The following is a 16,989-nucleotide window of genomic DNA, read 5'->3' as shown; positions in this document are numbered from 1 at the left end:
ATCTCTTTACCAGTCGGCTAAGGTATCCACTTCAGCATCGTAATCAACCCCCGCCACGTCAAAACCAAATAGTCTCAAAAACTCATGGTGATAACCGGCGTAATCGCTCAGGTCGTGAAAATTATCCTGAGTGACTTGATCCCATAACGCTTTTATTTTGGCTTGAGTGGCGTCGTTGGTTTCTTTGCCATTCATGTATAAACGACCTAATTCATCGACTTCAGGAGTAGATTGAGTCAATTTATCGGTAAATAAATCGTAAATTTGTTCAATACAACCTTGATGTGTGCCTTCTTCTTTCATCACTTTGTAGATAAGTGATATATACAATGGCATAACCGGAATCGCCGAACTCGCTTGTGTCACTAGTGCCTTTAAAGAAGATACATAGGCTTGCACTTTTTTGTCTGCTTTGGATTTAACTATTGCAGCAGCAGCTCTATCTAAATCTTCTTTGGCTTTACCTATAGTGGCTTGCCCATAAATTGGCCATGTTAATTCTTTACCTACGTAGGTGTAGGCCGTGGTTTTACAATTATCTGCCAATAAGTCTGCTTCATCTAAGGCATCTAACCATAATTCCCAGTCTTCGCCGCCCATTACCTTAATAGTTTGTTGAATTTCATCTTCGTTGGCAGGCTCAAGTTCAATTTCATGAACCAGATTTTTGTCAGTATCGTAGGTTTTAGTTTTATAAGCTTGGCCAACAGGTTTAAGGGTCGACTTATACACTTCTCCAGTTTCTGGATCCGTTCTTCTTGGCGACGCTAGGCTGTATATGACCAAATCAACTTTGCCCATATCGGCTTTTAACGTATCGATAACCTGTTGTTTTAACTCTTTTGAAAATGCGTCGCCGTTGAGGGTTTTAGCGTATAAACCCGCTGCCGATGCTTTAGCGTGAAACCCTGCTGTATTGTACCAACCCGCGGTGCCTGTTTTGCGTTCAGTAGGTGGTTTTTCAAAACATACCCCTAAGGTATTCGCACCACCTGCAAAGGCAGCTGTGATCCTAGAAGCCAGGCCGTAACCTGTAGAACTGCCAATCACTAATACATTTTTAGGAGCATTATTGAGGGCTCCCTGAGCTTTAACATAATCAATTTGTTGTTGAACACTAGCTGCGCATCCAACTGGATGAGCATTAGTACAGATAAAGCCACGAATTTTGGGCTTAACAATCATAGTTACGTCCTATTTATAAATTTCAGCGCATTGTAATGCTAGTCAACGGATAAACACATCTGAACAGCTGATAAAGATGCAATGGATTAGTCTTGTTGAGTGAGTATTGCTAAGCAAAATGTAGATATTCAGCTAGGCAACACACCCAACAAGTCAATTTTGGGTTTTCTTAACTTTGCCCTATTGGGCCTTTATAGCGCGATTTTTATAATATTCAAACTCTGAAATTTGGTGATATTTCATGACATTAGTTTGAAAGTCAGAGTAAGATTTATACACTTTTTTAAACATAGGGTCAGCGTCTGATTGTTCTTGCATCACAGTAACCGAAGCGTCTTTTAATGCCACCATAACATCAGTAGGTAGCGGACGCATATCTACGTTATGTGTCTCAATTAAAGCCTGCATAGATGCATTATTTGCCGCTGTATATTCATCCCACATATCTTGATTAACGGCGCGAGTCGCCACTTCAATGATGGCTTGTAAGTCTTTTGGCAATGCTTCGTATGCTTGCTTATTAACCATAAATTCTAAGGTGGCACTTGGCTCATGCCAACCTGAGTAATAATAATATTTCGCCGCTTTGTATAAACCAAAGGCTAAGTCGTTATAAGGACCCACCCATTCGGTAGCGTCAATAGCGCCAGATTGCAATGAAGTAAAAAGCTCGCCACCAGTAAGTGCAACGGGAATACCACCTAGCTTCTTGAGCACTTCGCCACCTAGCCCAGGAATACGCATTTTCAGACCTTTAAGGTCCTCAACACTATTAATTTCTTTTTTAAACCAGCCCGCCATTTGTACACCAGAGTTACCACCGGCAAAGGGGATCAAATTAAAGGGGGCATAGACTTCACGCCAGAGTTCCATGCCACCACCGTAATGTAGCCATGCGTTCATTTCGGTCGCGTTCATGCCAAAAGGTATGGCAGTGAATATCTGTGATGCCGGCGCTTTTCCCTTCCAATAATAGGAACCTGAGTGGCCCATCTCCGCTGCGCCGCTTGAAACTGTATCAAACACTTCAAACCCCGGCACCATTTGACCGGCACCAAACACTTTGATTTTAAGCCTACCATTAGACATTTGTTCTACATATTTGGCAAAGACTTCTGGACCCTTACCTAATCCGGGAAAGTTCTTTGGCCAAGATGTCACCAGTTTCCATTCATAATGTTGTTGTTCGATTTGGGTAGCAGGAGTATCGGATGATTGCTCACCACAGGACCAAAGGAACACACTAAACACAGTCAAAACTAACATCTGAAGTACTTTCATATATAGACTCTCAAAGCAAAGAAGGTAACCAAGTTACCAGATTTGGCCACAGGGCTAAACAAGCTAACAAGATTAATTGAATGACAATAAAAGGAGTCACCCCTCGGTAAATATCTGATGTTTTTACTTCTGGTGGCGCAACACCACGCAAATAGAACAAAGCAAAGCCAAAGGGAGGGGTTAAAAATGAAGTCTGCAAATTGACGGCTATCATTATCCCCAGCCAAATAGGGTCAATTCCCATGGCCAATAATACTGGTGCCACTAAGGGCACAACCACAAAGGTAATTTCGATAAAATCCAAAATAAAGCCAAGTAGAAATATCACCACCATAACCAATAACACGGCAGCAAAAACGCCACCGGGTAAGTTGGCAAATAACTCTTCAATTAATTCTTCACCACCAAAACCTCGAAACACCAGAGAAAAAATTGAAGCACCAATCAAAATCAAAAACACCATAGAAGTGACTTTAGTGGTGGACATCATGACGTCTTTTAACTTTTGTATATCTATCTTTTTGTTAATCAATGCCAAAACTAAAGAGCCCGAAGCCCCCACTCCTGCTGCTTCTGTTGGGGTCGCAAAACCACCCAAAATTGAACCCAGTACCGTAATAATAAGCACTAAAGGAGGAAACAGCGCGGAAAATAGTCCAATGCTAGAGATAGGCTCATTATTGATATTTTTATTCAGAGATGAATCGATTTGTTTACTGGCAAAAATTAATACATATAACAAATACATTGCGACTAACAGCATACCAGGTACTAATGCGCCCACAAATAAGTCACCAACAGATACAGACTCAGGTGAAAATATTCCCATATTTAATTGTGCTTGTTGGAACGAACTGGATAACACGTCACCCAACAAAACTAAGGCAATAGAGGGGGGGATAATTTGACCAAGTGTACCAGTAGCACAAATTGCTCCGCTTGCAAAAGACGGGGAGTAACCTTGTTTTAGCATAGTAGGGAGGGAAAGTAGCCCCATAGTGACCACAGTTGCACCCACAATTCCGGTACTTGCCGCTAGCAACATACCTACCAACACTACAGAAATAGCTAAACCGGATTTTAATCGCCCAAATACTTGACCCATGGCGATCAATAAATTCTCTGCTACTTGCGATTTTTCTAACATCACCCCCATAAATACAAATAAAGGCACCGCAATCAGCGTTTGGTTAGAAATTATTCCGAATAAACGACTGGGTACTGCTTGCAGATATGAGGTATCGAATACCCCAAAAAGCGCGCCAACACCGGCAAAAATTAATGCGGTACCGGCTAATGAATATGCAACTGGATAGCCTAATAATAATACTAAGCAGACCGCTAAAAACATCACTAGAGCGAGGTATTCCATTATTTAGCTACCTCTTTGTTTAATTGCTTTTGTTGGGAAATTTTTAGAAAGTTAGCAATGACTTCGGCTACGCCTTGCAAAACCATAGTAAATGAAAACGCGAGGATTAAACTTTTCAGCAAAAATACCCCTGGGATCCCTCCTGCTTCTTGAGAGTCTTCCAAAATTTTCCAGGCTGAGACAACGTAATCAAAGCTAATGAAAAAAATAAACAAATTCACTGGCATCAATAATACTAAACTGCCAAAAATATCTACCTTAGCTTGTTTTTCAGGGGAGAAGGTTCTGTAAAATATGTCGACTCTGACATGTTCATTGACTCGTAATGTGTGGGCTGCACCTAACAAAAAAACCATGCCATGTAGATACATTACCGACTCTTGCATGGCGACCCAGCCCATATTAAATCCGTATCTGAGTACCACTATTAGTAGGGTCAACAGCACCATAAAAAGGGTAAACCAACTGATCAATTGACATAAAAGGAGATGAATTGTATCGATTTTTTTCTGCCATTTAGCAGCGTGGTTTAACAGCATGGTTATTTCTTATTGTTATTAGAGCCGATTAAGTAAAGTTACAAGTGGAAAACCTATCAGGCTTATTGTTTCGAGCCACCCAAACAATTCGGAGATTGTGGAAATTCACCAAATAGATCTTTCCACTCCTCCTGAGTATAGGTATGTAATGCTAGCGCATGGATGTCGTTTGCTAGTTCATCCTTTAATACTGAGTTTACTGCTCTATGTCTTTTAATCAAACGTTCACCACTGAAAGCGGGTGTCACAATCACAACTTTAAAATGACTTTCAGACCCTTCAGGCACGTTGTGTTTAAAACTTTCATTAATCACCTGCAAATGTTCTGGGTTAAAGTGATTCATTAGCTTTTTTTCAATGTTATTTTGAATGTTCATATGTGTCCAAGATCAATATTCAGTGATTTCTAAGAGGTTAATTTTAGCGATTAAAACCAATAAAAAATATAAAAATTTGCTTATTGTATAGGCTAGATCATAACCCATAGGCCATGAGATATATTATTTGTTATGAATATATCTAAATGTCAGATTGATCCTAGGTGCCAATATTTTTTTGCTTTTAGCAATACCATGCTGCCAACACATTTGCGTTCTCCCTTGCATGATCAATAAACTGCCGTCTGCCAGAGGTAGTCTAGACTTACTCTTATTTTGATTGTGATAAAAATCCAAGTTACGGGTCGCGCCAAAACTTAGAGAAGCAATCACAGGTTGTCGACCTAATTCAGGCTCATTGTCGGCATGGCGGCCCATCCCATCTTGACCATGACGATAAAAGTTGGCTAAAACAGAATTAAAACGACTGTTGCAAGCTTCTTCACATTTATGTTTGAGGGCAAGTAAAATAGGATTCCAGGGCAGGGGCTGCATAGTCAAGTTAGAATACTGATAACTTGCTTGGGCGTCGCCATACCATGCTTGTAATCTAGGCACGTCAAAGGTTTTGCCGTATAGCCTAATTTGTTCTTGTCGCCAGGTTATAGACTCTTGTAATGATTGCATTATTGCCTTTGTCTGTTCTGGCGGCATAAAATTCGGATAATATTTTAGGTCAGCATCAGGCATATCCAGCTGAATTGGCGTGTTATCATATTGTGATTCAAACAGTGACTGCTGCATAACCCATTAAATTTGGACAAAAATGAACACCAGTTTAACCCTTCTAGACAGAAATTTGCAGTTAGTTAGATACCCGCAAAATTTGCAACATAAAAGTTGGCAGGCATGGGATGCTGCGGATGAATATTTAATTGATTATGTTGAACAAAATTTTTCAAATCTCGCAAATGTAGCAATCAGTATTTACAACGATGATTTTGGCGCACTTGCGTGTTGGTTTGCCGCTTCACACCCTGTATGGGTGAGTGATTCCTATGTGGCTAAACAATCTTGTTTGATTAATCTGCAGCAAAACTCTATCCCAGTAGAATCTGTGAAATTTTACGATTCGGTGACCCCCGTTGCGGTTAAGGTCGACCTTGTTTTACTGAAAGTGCCTAAAACCACGGCTTTACTTGAGCAACAGCTCATTGACCTACAAAGTAGAGTGTCATCCTCTACTATCGTTATCGCAGCAGGAAAAGCGACACTTATTCACAACTCTACTTTGGCGTTATTCGAAAAATATTTAGGTGTTACTACCACTTCATTGGCTAAGAAAAAGGCGCGCTTAATATTTTGCCAACCTTCAGGTGATAAATTCCACTGCAGTCCCTATCCAAGCATTTGGTTTACTGAAAGGCCAAGGTTTGAAATGAGTAATTTGGCCAATGTTTTTGCTCGTCAGCAATTGGATATTGGCGCCAGGTTTATGCTTGAACACTTGAGTAAATTACCCAATCTTGAAAATAGAACGGTTATAGATTTAGGCTGTGGAAATGGCGTTTTAGGCCTACATATTCTGCATCAAAAACAACAAACTAAAGTGATTTTTGTTGATGAGTCGTATATGGCGGTGGCTTCTGCAAAGCAAAATATCTTGGCAAACTTGCCTGAACAACTGAGCCAGTCAGAGTTTCTTGTGAACAATTGTTTAGATGACTTCAGCAACAAATCTAGCGCAACTGAAGTCGACTTAGTGATATGTAATCCTCCTTTTCATCAACAAAATACCATCACTGATCATATCGCTTGGCAAATGTTTAAAGACGCTAAGTCACTATTAAAAAATGGTGGACAATTGTTTGTAGTAGGAAACCGACACTTGGACTATCCAAATAAATTAAAAAGACTATTTGGTAACGCAACAACGGTTGCAACCAACCAAAAATTCAGTATTTTATCCGCTAGTAAACGTTAGACTCTAGGAATATCACCATGTTAAAAACACTTTTTGTTGCCTATTTAATTGTAGCTTCAACTTTGGCCATCGGGAAAGGCAAAGATGATGGCTCTCAAATTCAACCAGACAATTTTTACCCGCGCGTGAAAATGGTGACCAGTATGGGAGATATCATTGTTGAATTAGACCGTTCTAGAGCTCCCATCACAGTAAATAACTTCCTGAGATATGTCGATAAACGTAGTTACGAAGACACTATTTTTCACCGTATAGTGCCTGAATTTGTGGTGCAAGGTGGTGGCTACGATACCGATTTTATAGAAAAGCCTTCATTTGGAAAAATATTTAATGAGTCTGGAAATGGTTTAAAAAACAAAATGTACAACCTCACCATGGCAAGGCAGGATGATCCTCATTCCGCCACCCGTCAGTTTTTCTTCAATATGAGCAATAACGACAGTTTAGATCCCGGTAGGCATTGGGGTTATACCGTGTTTGGTTCGGTTGTTGAAGGTTATGAGGTGTTAGATAAAATGGCAGAAGTGAAAACAGATTTTGACCCAAAATATGGTTGGTCAGATGTACCAGTAGAGCAAGTTATTTTACTCAAAGTCTTAGTATTGCCACCTGTTTAATAGGCAACACCTTTTTAGCATTGTTTTAAACCAAGTCGCAGCGCAGTTTGAGTTTAGTGATTGTCACTTATACTGCGACTGGCATCATCACCTTTCAATGTTCCGCTACAGTAGATTTAAACAAAACGATTGTTTAGTCATTACTTATCTAAAGATTACATTTATTGAATTGAATATAATTTCCACATCTCGCATGGTTTATCCTGAGAACTCCTGTGAGTTTTAGCCCTTACGCAGAAATAAGACACAATAAAATTATAAAAACAGAACACACATAATAATAATGGAGAATAAAATTGAGCAATACATCTAATAACTTGGCTAGTAAGCCGTGCTTTCGGTTGGCTTTATTGGCAAGCGCCGTTTCAGTTGCGTTTTGTGGGTCACTTTATGCCCAAGAACAAACATCTGAAGATGAAGACAATGCCAGAATTGAATCTATCACTGTTACAGCAACTAAACGTTCTCAAGTTATTTATGAAGTACCTCTTTCTATCAGTGCTTTTAGTGGAGAAGCACTTGCATCACAAGGTATCAGTGATTTAACTGATGTGGGAAAATTTGTTCCAAATCTTAATGTCACTGGTTTTTCAGCTGGGCATACTTCTTCAGCCAATCCTTTTATTCGTGGAATTGGTTTACAGGATCATCTAATCACCACTGATCCTGGGGTCAGTGTTTATGTAGATGGTGTTTATTTGGGCCGCCAAGTTGGCCAAAATTGGAACCTAAATAATATAGAACGTATCGAAGTGTTACGTGGCCCACAAGGGACACTTTATGGAAGAAATTCAATCGGTGGTGCTATTAATATCATCACCAAACAACCCGATGATGAAGCGGTAACCAAAGTCGGTGTAGAAGCTGGGACTCGTGGCCGAATTAAAGGCGATGTTTTTGTAAACCGAGCCTTAAGTGATTCACTCTCGTTTAACTTTAACGCCGGTTATAACGCTCGTGATGGTTTAGGCGAGTTTATTAATGTGCCAGACGCTGAATACGATGTGGGCGAAACCAAAGAGTTATACACACGACTCTCAGTTAAGTATGCCCCAAATAGTGATTTTAGTTTGGTACTCACTGCCGATGCCAATGATGGTGAAGGTGGCTTACGCCCTTATACAACTTTAATCGATGAAGTGCCAACAGGAGCCTACTACACAGGTATGCGTTTTGGTTCACCCACTCCGTCGGGACCACTACGTAATTCTGATTTAGCCCCTGATCCCTACGACAACGCTACAGGTACTAAAGAAGTTACCACTGTCAGCAATGAAGCCAGTGGTTTATCAATTACCGCTGATTGGAGTTTAACAGACACCTTAACGACTAAAGCTGTGGTTAGCCATCGTACTTCAGAGTACAAAGCAGGGTTAGATGATGATGCAACTATCTATGCATTAGATCACTATCCAGAAAGAGGGGATGCCGATCAAACATCAATAGAGTTGCAGTTAAATGGTTATTACGATGAATTTGATTTTGTCTCTGGTATTTATTGGTTCAATGAAGAAGGTAGCAACCGTCAAGGTGAGGACTCTAGCTTTAATGGTGGAGGTAATTTATTAGAGCTTGATCAAGAAACCACTAGCCGAGCTGTGTTTGTTAATGTGGGGTATGGCGTCACTGATGACCTGCGTATCTCAGGTGGGTTGCGGTACACTAAAGATGAAAAGCAAGCTACAGCCAACGTAGGGATTGGCCCTTTTACTTCAGAAGATGATTGGGGCCAACTTAGCTATGAGTTGTCGGCAAGTTATACCTTAGAAAACGGTTTGAATTTTTACGGTACAGTACAAAGCGGTTACCAATCGGGTCAATTCCCCGCACGGCCTTATTGTCTATTTGGCGACCCTGAATGTTTTGTCGCTTCAGATAACATTACTGCTGTTAACTACGAAGTCGGCCTAAAGGGCCAAGTGACCGATAACTTTAGTATGAGTGTGGCAGTGTTTAATACTGAGTTTGAAGACTTGCCTTATCAAGTTAGCACTACTTCTGAAGGTGGGTTTGATACCAGTAACCTGGTGGTTGAACAAACCTCTAGAGGTATCGAGTGGGAAAGTACCCTCTACTTTAGTGATAATTTTAAATTGCATACTAGCTTAGGTTATATGGATGTAGATGTATCTGAGCAAGATGGGGTTAAACCAGTTGCGCCTTTGACGCCCGATCTGACGGCATCAATTAGCCCTTCATATGAGTTTGAATTAGCGGGTGGCGCTACAATTAGTACTAGAATAGATTATTCGTACCGCAGTGAGATGTATGGAGAGCCAAGTTCTGATCCCGGTAGGATGACCGAAATAGACAGCCGTGAATTGGTTAATTTTAATATTGCCTACACGCCGGCTCAAGGTGATTGGACGGTAGCCCTATACGGTAGAAATATTTTTGACGAGCGTTATGACAATGCTCGGCTAAATACCGGTGATTATATTCTGCAAGTTTTAAATAATGATGCCAGCGAATTTGGTGTGAGATTTAACACCACATTTTAGTTAGATACCCAGTTGGAACATAAATAAAAAGCGACCTTAATTGGTCGCTTTTTATATCATCTGTGTAATTTTAGTGTGAGCTAATCCAAAGATTGAATTTGAATATTTCTAAACTGAATTGGATGTGTCTCTGCTTGCAGTGAAATGTGCCCTTTAGTGATTTTTAGCGGGTTGCCTTCATCCAGCCATTTTTTCCCAAAAGGATCAGTGGGATCAGCCTGCATTTCTGAGTATTCGAATACCAATTCACCATTGATAAAGTGTTTTACGTGACCATCCCCTCTAACTTCAGCTTCAAATAGTACCCATTGGTCACCATGAAAGGTTTTAGAATTTGAATTGACACAATGTTCGGTAATCAATTTGCCATCTTTTACAATATTGGTGCTTGGTGAGCAAAAATTACCTGTTGTTCGTTCATCCACTCCGTTACCGCCTAAGAGTTGGGATTCAGCCGACATGGGAAACTCTTGATCTATGTCCATATATTCAGCCGGTGGTGAGTGCAACATAACCCCATTATTACGATAAGCCCATGCATATTTAGGCTCTTGAGTGATTTGATTGCCAACGAAACGATATTCCAAACGTATCCGGTAATTTGAGTAAGATTGATTAGTAAAAATGTGTCCAAAGGTTTTATCTTCAAAATGATCCCATTGATCATAAGAAACAGTGAATAGGCCATCTATTACCCTGAATGTATCTTTGTAATTAACCCCTGCTGGATGACCTCTAAATTTAGGCGTCCAGCCATCAAGGTTTTTGCCATTAAAAAGATTTATCCAAGGATTTTCATCTGACTTTTGAGCAAGGCTTGGTTGGTTTTGACAGGCAGATATAGTCACCACTATTAAGCAGCAAAACAGTATCCTCAACAAATGTTTATTCATTAGATTATACCTTCCTTAAACAATTTAACTGCGTGGTTAGCCGCTCTGGCTGATAAGGCCATATAGGTTAGCGACGGATTTTGACAGCCCCCCGATGGCATACATGCACCGTCGGTAATAAAAAGGTTTGGCACATCATGAGCCTGACACCACTTATTCAAAACTGACGTTTTAGGATCACGGCCCATTCTCGCGGTACCCATTTCGTGAATGCGGTTGCCAGGTAATGACAAATCCAATTCAGCATCTGGACCTGGGCTAATGTCTACTGCCCCTGCTTTTTCTAACATCGCATAAGCATCTTTTTGTGCCTCTCGCATCATGATCTTTTCATTTTCACCCATTTCGCAATCAATGTAGGCTAGCGGCAAGCCCCACTTATCAGTTTTATCTTGGGATAGAGTCACGCGATTATCTGGGTTAGGTAAAATTTCACCAAAACTATATATGCTGACCCGCCAGTTACCTGGCTTGCGATTGGCTTCTTTAAAGTCAGCGCCAATACCGGCCCTGTTTCCCGTCCAGCCATCGCGCGAGCCTCTACCCTGAAAACCAAATCCGCGTAAATAGGGTTTGTCACCTTCTGTGATATTGGCATATCTGGGAATATAAATACCACCTGGTCTACGACCATAATAGTATTTGTCTGCAAAGCCAGAAATCACGCCACTTGCACGAGCAGCGCTCACATGGTCCATCAAATTTCGCCCCACTTGATCTGAATGATTAGCTAAACCATTTGGAAATGTAGCGGACTTTGACTGTAATAAAATCATGGCGCTTGCTATCGCTGAAGCGTTCAGAAACACCATCCGAGACGTGTAAGTTGTGAGCTTTCTGCTATTTGCATCAATAACCTTTACGCCTGTTACCCGTTTGGTCTTGGCATCGTAGTCTAATGAGTGCACTATGGCATGGTGCACTATAGTGCAATTACCGGTGCGCATCGCTGCTGGCAAAGTGGCAGTGTTGGCTGAAAAATATGCGCCAAAACTACAGCCCCTGTTACAATGATTTCTTGCTTGGCAAGGTCCACGACCTAATGCCATCTGCTCTTCTGTTGGTTTAGTGAGGTGGGCTACCCGAGCTGGTATGACTTTTCTGCCAGAAAAAGCGTTTTCTAAGTTTTTCTTGAAAACTTTTTCAGCACAATTCAATTCAAATGCTGGTTGAAAAACACCATCGGGTAGTTGCGGCAATCCTTCTTGACTGCCTGAGATACCCGCAAACTTTTCAACATAATCGTACCATGGGGCTAAATCGTCGTATCTTATAGGCCAGTCAGTGCCATGGCCATCTTCTTTATTAGCCTCGAAATCTTGTGGGCCCAATCGATAAGACTGACGTCCCCAGGTTAATGAGCGACCACCAGTATGATGACCTCTTAGCCAATCATAGGGTTTATCGTTAGGGGTTTCGAATGGATGTTCACTGTCTTTTACCCAAAAATGTTTGGTGCTTTCTTTTACAGCGTATCCCACACCACGATGCTGAATAGGGTAGTGTTGTTTGATTTCGTCTTCGGAAATTTTATCGAAATTGGGTTTGTCCCAGGGATTGAGGAAATCGGTATAGTCTTTTGCGGGCTCAATTTCTTTACCTCTTTCCAGAACTAATACCTTTAGCCCTTGCTCTGCTAATTCCTTGGCGTTCCAGCCACCGCTCATGCCTGAACCAATCACAATCGCATCATAATGGGTCATACTTATAGGTCTCCTAATTATTTGTCTATTACATTATCTGATTGGCTTTAAACAGCCCAAGTTCGGCCAACTTTTTCAAAGGGAATACAGGCCTCCCAGCGACCAGGAACCAATTCGTAACGTAACTCTTGGCTCGCTCCTACTTCAGATAGATAATAAAAGCGGGCGATTAATTCTTTTACCGAACGATAGGTATACAAACGCTTGTACTCTGCTGAGAACGCTAATTCATCTAGACGACTTAGTGCCTGTAGTTGCAATTCGGTATTTAGCTTTAAAAAAGGTTTGCCGGCAATTTTATCTAGTTCTTGATTAACGTGGTTTATTGCTTCACGGTGTGTTGTTTGTGATTCTGCCGATGCCCAATCAGAATGTAATTTGTCCATTAACAGTGGAACACCCACTGCCAATGCACCCAAGGTTTGGGTATCGGGAATAATAAGATCAGCTAAACGACTGGTCAGTAAAAATTCATTTTCTGTATAAAATTCTAGATCAGCATTGCCTTGAGCGGCATTTATATCTAGATCTACAATAGTATTATTGAGGCTTTTCGCACATCCGCTGGTACTTGCGGCACCTACCGAGGCTAATATACCTAATAAAACATCACGCCTTGTTATTCCTTGTTTACTGGATCCAGATGATTTGTGCTCATATGCATCATTTGATTTGCTGCCCATATTTTCTCCATACACATTGTTAATCTTTATCTGCTAAGTAGCATCGACTCAATTGCTAAAACCAGCCATTGTGGACGTTAAGAGCTACTTGTGCAGGGGAGTTTTAATCTCATTGCTCAGTTCATATAGTCGTATTTCATCAAGGTTATCTTTTAACCGTATCAATCCCTTGTCAGTAAACCCCAATTTTTTCAGTAAGTTAATGGATTGATGATTATCTATTGACGTTATCCCGAGTACTTTTTGAATGACCTTTCGCTGATAAGCGTCAGCTAAAACTAATTTGGCTGCATCTAAAGCCAATCCTTTCTGGCGATATTGTGGTAAAAAGGCAAATCCAAGGTCTGGATGAGGGAGTTCTTCTCGTTTCAATAGCCCGCATAAACCTATAGGTGTTTTTAACGAAACAGATTCAACGAGTAATAAACCAAATCCATGTTGTTGATACATGGTTTGTGGTCCCTGTTGTATGTAATGAATGGCGTCTTGTTCATTTTTTACACCACGATCGCCTATATACTTTAAAAAATCGGGGTCGTTCAACAGTTCAACAATAAATTCTGCATCTTTTATTGTTAACTTCCTTAGTTTTAAATTTTTAGACAAAAGGGTTTTCATTGACTCGTTTCTTTTCGATATTTCAAAACTTGCAGTGAGGCTAAGAGTTGATCAATTTGTTGTTGTTGCTCTTGGTTGACCAACGCAGCCCTAATGTAACGAGAGTTGCTTCGGTCGTTTATCCAGCCATGCTCCCAAAAGTGGGTGTTTTGGATAAATTCTGAAGCGAAATTGTCGATGCCAATTTCAAAACAGCCTACAAGGCAGGTATCTAAATAGGTTTGGTAAATTGGGTAGTGGATATTGGCTGGTTCTTTATGTTGGTTGGCACATATCCATATTTTGTGGCTATCTGGATTAGCAAAAATTTTGTCCAGCTCAGCCTGTACCAAGGGAGACGCTTCCACAGCCTCTATATTGTTGGGATCAACTTCAATAAATTGATAGTCCTGTTCTCGGTTGCGTAGTTCAGGTGATATTTGTTCTATTGGTAACAGCACGCCATTCAAATGAGCTGATGTATCTTGACTCACTCCCAAACAGGTTTGTAAGTCTTCTAAACCTCTTGCTAACCATTCCCGTCGCCATCCATGGGCAATAATGGGTAAATTCGGGCAAAATATATTTGAATAACGTGAACGACTATCATGGCTAAGTAAACTGCCATATCCCACTAAATAGTGTTGTTGGCTAGCGGACATATAACTGCACTATAACTAAAGCGATTAAAACCACATAAGGGTAAGCAACAGTAGGTTTAATTGATTGTTTGATATATTCGCAAACTAAACCAATGGCGCTGGGCCTATTTTGGCTCCATGCAAGATTAAATTGCATGCCCAGTTGTGAAGTTTGCTCTTGAGTCGAATCTAAGTGGTGCTGAATAGCGTGTTCGACAACTTCAAGGCGTTGCCCGATCCTGTTTTGAAAGGTTTTCCAAATCCCGTCTTGAAGCCACAAAATAGCCACTATCAATAATGACCATATACCTGCTTGTAAAGCAAAAGCCAGAATGCAGCAGACTAAGATACTAAAAAGTTTGATAACTAAAGAACACTTTTCATAGCTGTCAAATTGGGTTTGTAGGGTTACCCATTCTGTTTGCAATATTGATATTTGTACATCAGACATAGTGTGTTCATTGACCTTTATGGTGTTAAGTTGAAAATCAGGAAATAGGTGTTTTTATACGTGAATTCTTTTACCGATTTACTGGTGACACGGTTTTTACCTAAACCTTTTGACTCTAATCATATTTTGTCTGCACTTTTGATTCATTTATTTGCTGGTTGTTTCCGATATTGGGTATGCCTAATACTAACAGTGACACTTTTGCCAACATAAAAAATCATGTAACCAATAATTGTACGTATACGCTTAGCAACTTCAATCGATTGGGCTGTGTCAGTTTTCACTAACAATACACTGAGCTCGCCATTATTATAGCGACCGACCACATCTTTTTCTCTTTGATCTGATTTAAATAGATTGGCTAGATCAACGAATACCTAGTCGCTCACATCATACCTAAAGTTCCAATAAGTCTAGTTATAACAGCACTCGCTAATATAACCGTAAAATAAATCATAATAGTGGAGGTGACATTCTCTAAAAGTACATTGTAGAAAACTAAATAAAGTCCAACCCGAGCTAAATCAGTCAAAACACTATAGCCAAAAAAAAAGTTATACCGCGCGTAATCTATAAATTTACAATCTAAGCGCGACTATTTTCAAAAGCGATTACTTGTTCAATCCTAGAGCAGTCTAAAGCAAGCATTAAAAGTCGATCAATGCCTAGTGCGACACCTGCACAGTTTGGTAGGCCAGCGTTTATGGCTGCAATAAAATTTTCATCAATGGGCATAATGTCCTGTCCATTGTTTTGGCGTTTAGTGTTATCTCCTTCAAAACGTCTGCGTTGTTCAGCCCCATCTGTCAGTTCATGAAAGCCATTAGCCAATTCTACCCCTCTAAAATACAACTCAAACCGTTCGGCCACTAAAGGGTTTGTGGGACTTATTTTTGCTAAAGCCGCTTGGCTAGCTGGAAAATCCATAACAAAACACGGCCGGTCTCTGCCAATTTGAGGCTCTACGTGTTGGCTAAATAACAGCATTAGCAAGGTGTCTTTGTTGCTTTCATTGGCTGCTAATTCCCCATAGCCATATTGATTAGCTAGGGTTTTGATTTCCGTTAGCGTCGCCGTTAAAGGGTCGCAATTAAGATGTTGTTTGAAACTGTCTTGGTAGGTGACTCGTTCTGCCGTTTCACAACCTAATACTGTTTGTATGAGTTCATCAATTTCACTCATTAATTGCAGATGGTTAAAGCCCGGTCTGTACCATTCGAGCATAGTGAATTCAGGATTATGAAAACGCCCTGTTTCTTCGTTTCTAAAAGATTTACAAATTTGATAAATCGCTCCACTCCCAGCACTTAATAATCTTTTCATGGCAAATTCAGGGGAGGTTTGTAAATATAAAGTCGCTGCCTTAGGTGCAAAAGGATGAATAAATTGAGTCGAAAAAGAATGTAAATGTTCATCTGTCACTGTGGCATGACTCAAAGCAGGAGTATCGACTTCAAGTACATCCCGTAACGCAAAAAACGCTCTGATTTTTTGTAACACTAAGGCGCGCTGTTTTAATACGTCAATAGACGCACTGGGTTGCCACTTTTCTGTTTGCATTGTTTTCTCATTATCACACAATAAAAAGCCCACTAAAGTGGGCTTTTTAGATAGAGTAAATATTTACTAACCAGATTGTAGGTTAATTATTTTTGAGCCCTAGAGACGTATTCGCCACTACGGGTATCTACTCTCACTACTTCACCTGTTTGCACAAATAAGGGCACTCTGACCACAGCACCTGAAGATAAAGTGGCGGGTTTGCCGCCTGTACCTGCGGTGTCGCCTTTAAGGCCTGGATCTGTTTCTGTTATTTCAAGCTCAACAAAATTAGCAGGTTGCACGGCAATAGGCGCACCATTCCATAAGGTAATTGTGCATGTGTCGTTTTCTACTAACCATTTAACATTTTCACCAACCGCGGCCTCATCTGCAGCAATTTGTTCAAATGTTTCATTATTCATAAAGTGCCAGAATTCACCATCGGCATATAAATAGGCAAGATCAGTATCAATTACATCCGCCCCTTCTACTGAATCCCCTGATTTAAAGGTTTTTTCTATTACTTTTCCTGAGATAAGTTTACGAATTTTCACTCGACTAAAGGCTTGGCCTTTACCAGGTTTAACAAATTCATTTTCAAGAATGTTGCAAGGTTCGCCGTCGAGCATTATCTTTAAGCCCGCTTTAAACTCATTTGTGCTGAAATTAGCCATATGTCCCCG

At 40.5% G+C, this 16,989-nt stretch carries 17 protein-coding genes; 3 read left to right on the top strand and 14 right to left on the bottom strand.

The genetic code is table 11. The features are described 5' to 3' along the window. Positions 1-6: 6 nt before the first annotated feature. The 6 genes from fabV to AAC000_RS01165 all read right to left on the bottom strand — a co-directional run bounded on the left by fabV (position 7) and on the right by AAC000_RS01165 (position 5,498). The gene (fabV, locus tag AAC000_RS01190; RefSeq protein ID WP_339719357.1) at positions 7-1,185 is read right to left on the bottom strand and encodes an enoyl-ACP reductase FabV; all 1,179 of its coding nucleotides are present in this window, start codon (positions 1,183-1,185) and stop codon (positions 7-9) included. Positions 1,186-1,365: 180 nt separating this feature from the next. Then, entirely contained in the window at positions 1,366-2,466 is a 1,101-nt protein-coding gene (gene dctP, locus AAC000_RS01185; RefSeq protein WP_339719355.1) for a TRAP transporter substrate-binding protein DctP, read from the bottom strand. Between the two features lie 10 nt (positions 2,467-2,476). Further along, entirely contained in the window at positions 2,477-3,838 is a 1,362-nt protein-coding gene (locus AAC000_RS01180; RefSeq protein WP_339719353.1) for a TRAP transporter large permease subunit, read from the bottom strand. After that, the gene (locus tag AAC000_RS01175) at positions 3,838-4,377 is read right to left on the bottom strand and encodes a TRAP transporter small permease subunit (RefSeq protein ID WP_339719351.1); all 540 of its coding nucleotides are present in this window, start codon (positions 4,375-4,377) and stop codon (positions 3,838-3,840) included. Before AAC000_RS01175 ends, AAC000_RS01180 begins: the two co-directional genes overlap by 1 nt. Before the next feature lie 62 nt (positions 4,378-4,439). Continuing rightward, positions 4,440-4,754: a transcriptional regulator BolA gene (gene bolA, locus AAC000_RS01170; RefSeq protein WP_339719349.1), complete on the bottom strand. Its 315-nt coding sequence runs from the start codon at positions 4,752-4,754 to the stop codon at positions 4,440-4,442. Positions 4,755-4,877: 123 nt separating this feature from the next. Next, the gene (locus tag AAC000_RS01165) at positions 4,878-5,498 is read right to left on the bottom strand and encodes an alpha-ketoglutarate-dependent dioxygenase AlkB (protein WP_339719348.1); all 621 of its coding nucleotides are present in this window, start codon (positions 5,496-5,498) and stop codon (positions 4,878-4,880) included. Positions 5,499-5,520: 22 nt separating this feature from the next. Here AAC000_RS01165 and AAC000_RS01160 point away from each other — a divergent pair, with 22 nt between their 5' ends. The 3 genes from AAC000_RS01160 to AAC000_RS01150 all read left to right on the top strand — a co-directional run bounded on the left by AAC000_RS01160 (position 5,521) and on the right by AAC000_RS01150 (position 9,796). Beyond that, the gene (locus tag AAC000_RS01160; RefSeq protein ID WP_339719346.1) at positions 5,521-6,678 is read left to right on the top strand and encodes a methyltransferase; all 1,158 of its coding nucleotides are present in this window, start codon (positions 5,521-5,523) and stop codon (positions 6,676-6,678) included. Positions 6,679-6,695: 17 nt separating this feature from the next. Further along, positions 6,696-7,295 (top strand): peptidylprolyl isomerase, encoded by a 600-nt coding sequence (locus tag AAC000_RS01155; RefSeq protein ID WP_339719345.1) that lies wholly within the window; start codon positions 6,696-6,698, stop codon positions 7,293-7,295. 296 nt (positions 7,296-7,591) lie between these two features. Further along, complete coding sequence (locus AAC000_RS01150) at positions 7,592-9,796, top strand: TonB-dependent receptor (RefSeq protein ID WP_339719343.1); 2,205 nt, start codon at positions 7,592-7,594, stop codon at positions 9,794-9,796. 80 nt (positions 9,797-9,876) lie between these two features. Here the strand turns inward: AAC000_RS01150 and AAC000_RS01145 are convergent, their stop codons facing one another. The 8 genes from AAC000_RS01145 to efp all read right to left on the bottom strand — a co-directional run bounded on the left by AAC000_RS01145 (position 9,877) and on the right by efp (position 16,980). Further along, entirely contained in the window at positions 9,877-10,689 is an 813-nt protein-coding gene (locus tag AAC000_RS01145) for a DUF1080 domain-containing protein (RefSeq protein ID WP_339719341.1), read from the bottom strand. After that, positions 10,689-12,392, bottom strand: a complete 1,704-nt coding sequence (locus AAC000_RS01140; protein ID WP_339719340.1) for a GMC family oxidoreductase — start codon at positions 12,390-12,392, stop codon at positions 10,689-10,691. The genes AAC000_RS01145 and AAC000_RS01140 overlap by 1 nt, the downstream gene beginning before the upstream one ends. A gap of 47 nt (positions 12,393-12,439) precedes the next feature. Next, positions 12,440-13,075, bottom strand: a complete 636-nt coding sequence (locus AAC000_RS01135) for a gluconate 2-dehydrogenase subunit 3 family protein (RefSeq protein WP_339719339.1) — start codon at positions 13,073-13,075, stop codon at positions 12,440-12,442. 84 nt (positions 13,076-13,159) lie between these two features. Further along, a complete protein-coding gene (locus AAC000_RS01130) occupies positions 13,160-13,693 on the bottom strand; it encodes a GNAT family N-acetyltransferase (RefSeq protein ID WP_339719338.1) in 534 nt (177 codons plus the stop codon). Beyond that, the gene (locus AAC000_RS01125) at positions 13,690-14,334 is read right to left on the bottom strand and encodes a hypothetical protein (RefSeq protein ID WP_339719337.1); all 645 of its coding nucleotides are present in this window, start codon (positions 14,332-14,334) and stop codon (positions 13,690-13,692) included. The genes AAC000_RS01130 and AAC000_RS01125 overlap by 4 nt, the downstream gene beginning before the upstream one ends. Next, complete coding sequence (locus tag AAC000_RS01120; protein ID WP_339719335.1) at positions 14,324-14,764, bottom strand: hypothetical protein; 441 nt, start codon at positions 14,762-14,764, stop codon at positions 14,324-14,326. Before AAC000_RS01120 ends, AAC000_RS01125 begins: the two co-directional genes overlap by 11 nt. 585 nt (positions 14,765-15,349) lie before the next feature. Next, on the bottom strand, positions 15,350-16,324 hold the full coding sequence (epmA, locus tag AAC000_RS01115; protein WP_339719333.1) for an elongation factor P--(R)-beta-lysine ligase: 975 nt from the start codon (positions 16,322-16,324) through the stop codon (positions 15,350-15,352). A gap of 86 nt (positions 16,325-16,410) precedes the next feature. Beyond that, positions 16,411-16,980, bottom strand: a complete 570-nt coding sequence (gene efp / locus AAC000_RS01110) for an elongation factor P (protein WP_339719331.1) — start codon at positions 16,978-16,980, stop codon at positions 16,411-16,413. Positions 16,981-16,989: the final 9 nt, after the last annotated feature.

Origin of the sequence: uncultured Paraglaciecola sp. (assembly GCF_963977085.1) — a bacterium.
Taxonomy (GTDB): domain Bacteria; phylum Pseudomonadota; class Gammaproteobacteria; order Enterobacterales; family Alteromonadaceae; genus Paraglaciecola.
This window is presented reverse-complemented; position numbering and strand designations above follow the sequence as displayed.

Bases quoted from the DNA above. Each gene is read 5' to 3' on its own strand.
- fabV (WP_339719357.1), bottom strand. From the start codon at position 1,185: ATGATTGTTAAGCCCAAAATTCGTGGCTTTATCTGTACTAATGCTCAT.
- dctP (WP_339719355.1), bottom strand. From the start codon at position 2,466: ATGAAAGTACTTCAGATGTTAGTTTTGACTGTGTTTAGTGTGTTCCTT.
- AAC000_RS01180 (WP_339719353.1), bottom strand. From the start codon at position 3,838: ATGGAATACCTCGCTCTAGTGATGTTTTTAGCGGTCTGCTTAGTATTA.
- AAC000_RS01175 (WP_339719351.1), bottom strand. From the start codon at position 4,377: ATGCTGTTAAACCACGCTGCTAAATGGCAGAAAAAAATCGATACAATT.
- bolA (WP_339719349.1), bottom strand. From the start codon at position 4,754: ATGAACATTCAAAATAACATTGAAAAAAAGCTAATGAATCACTTTAAC.
- AAC000_RS01165 (WP_339719348.1), bottom strand. From the start codon at position 5,498: ATGCAGCAGTCACTGTTTGAATCACAATATGATAACACGCCAATTCAG.
- AAC000_RS01160 (WP_339719346.1), top strand. From the start codon at position 5,521: ATGAACACCAGTTTAACCCTTCTAGACAGAAATTTGCAGTTAGTTAGA.
- AAC000_RS01155 (WP_339719345.1), top strand. From the start codon at position 6,696: ATGTTAAAAACACTTTTTGTTGCCTATTTAATTGTAGCTTCAACTTTG.
- AAC000_RS01145 (WP_339719341.1), bottom strand. From the start codon at position 10,689: ATGAATAAACATTTGTTGAGGATACTGTTTTGCTGCTTAATAGTGGTG.
- AAC000_RS01140 (WP_339719340.1), bottom strand. From the start codon at position 12,392: ATGACCCATTATGATGCGATTGTGATTGGTTCAGGCATGAGCGGTGGC.
- AAC000_RS01135 (WP_339719339.1), bottom strand. From the start codon at position 13,075: ATGGGCAGCAAATCAAATGATGCATATGAGCACAAATCATCTGGATCC.
- AAC000_RS01130 (WP_339719338.1), bottom strand. From the start codon at position 13,693: ATGAAAACCCTTTTGTCTAAAAATTTAAAACTAAGGAAGTTAACAATA.
- AAC000_RS01125 (WP_339719337.1), bottom strand. From the start codon at position 14,334: ATGTCCGCTAGCCAACAACACTATTTAGTGGGATATGGCAGTTTACTT.
- AAC000_RS01120 (WP_339719335.1), bottom strand. From the start codon at position 14,764: ATGTCTGATGTACAAATATCAATATTGCAAACAGAATGGGTAACCCTA.
- epmA (WP_339719333.1), bottom strand. From the start codon at position 16,324: ATGCAAACAGAAAAGTGGCAACCCAGTGCGTCTATTGACGTATTAAAA.
- efp (WP_339719331.1), bottom strand. From the start codon at position 16,980: ATGGCTAATTTCAGCACAAATGAGTTTAAAGCGGGCTTAAAGATAATG.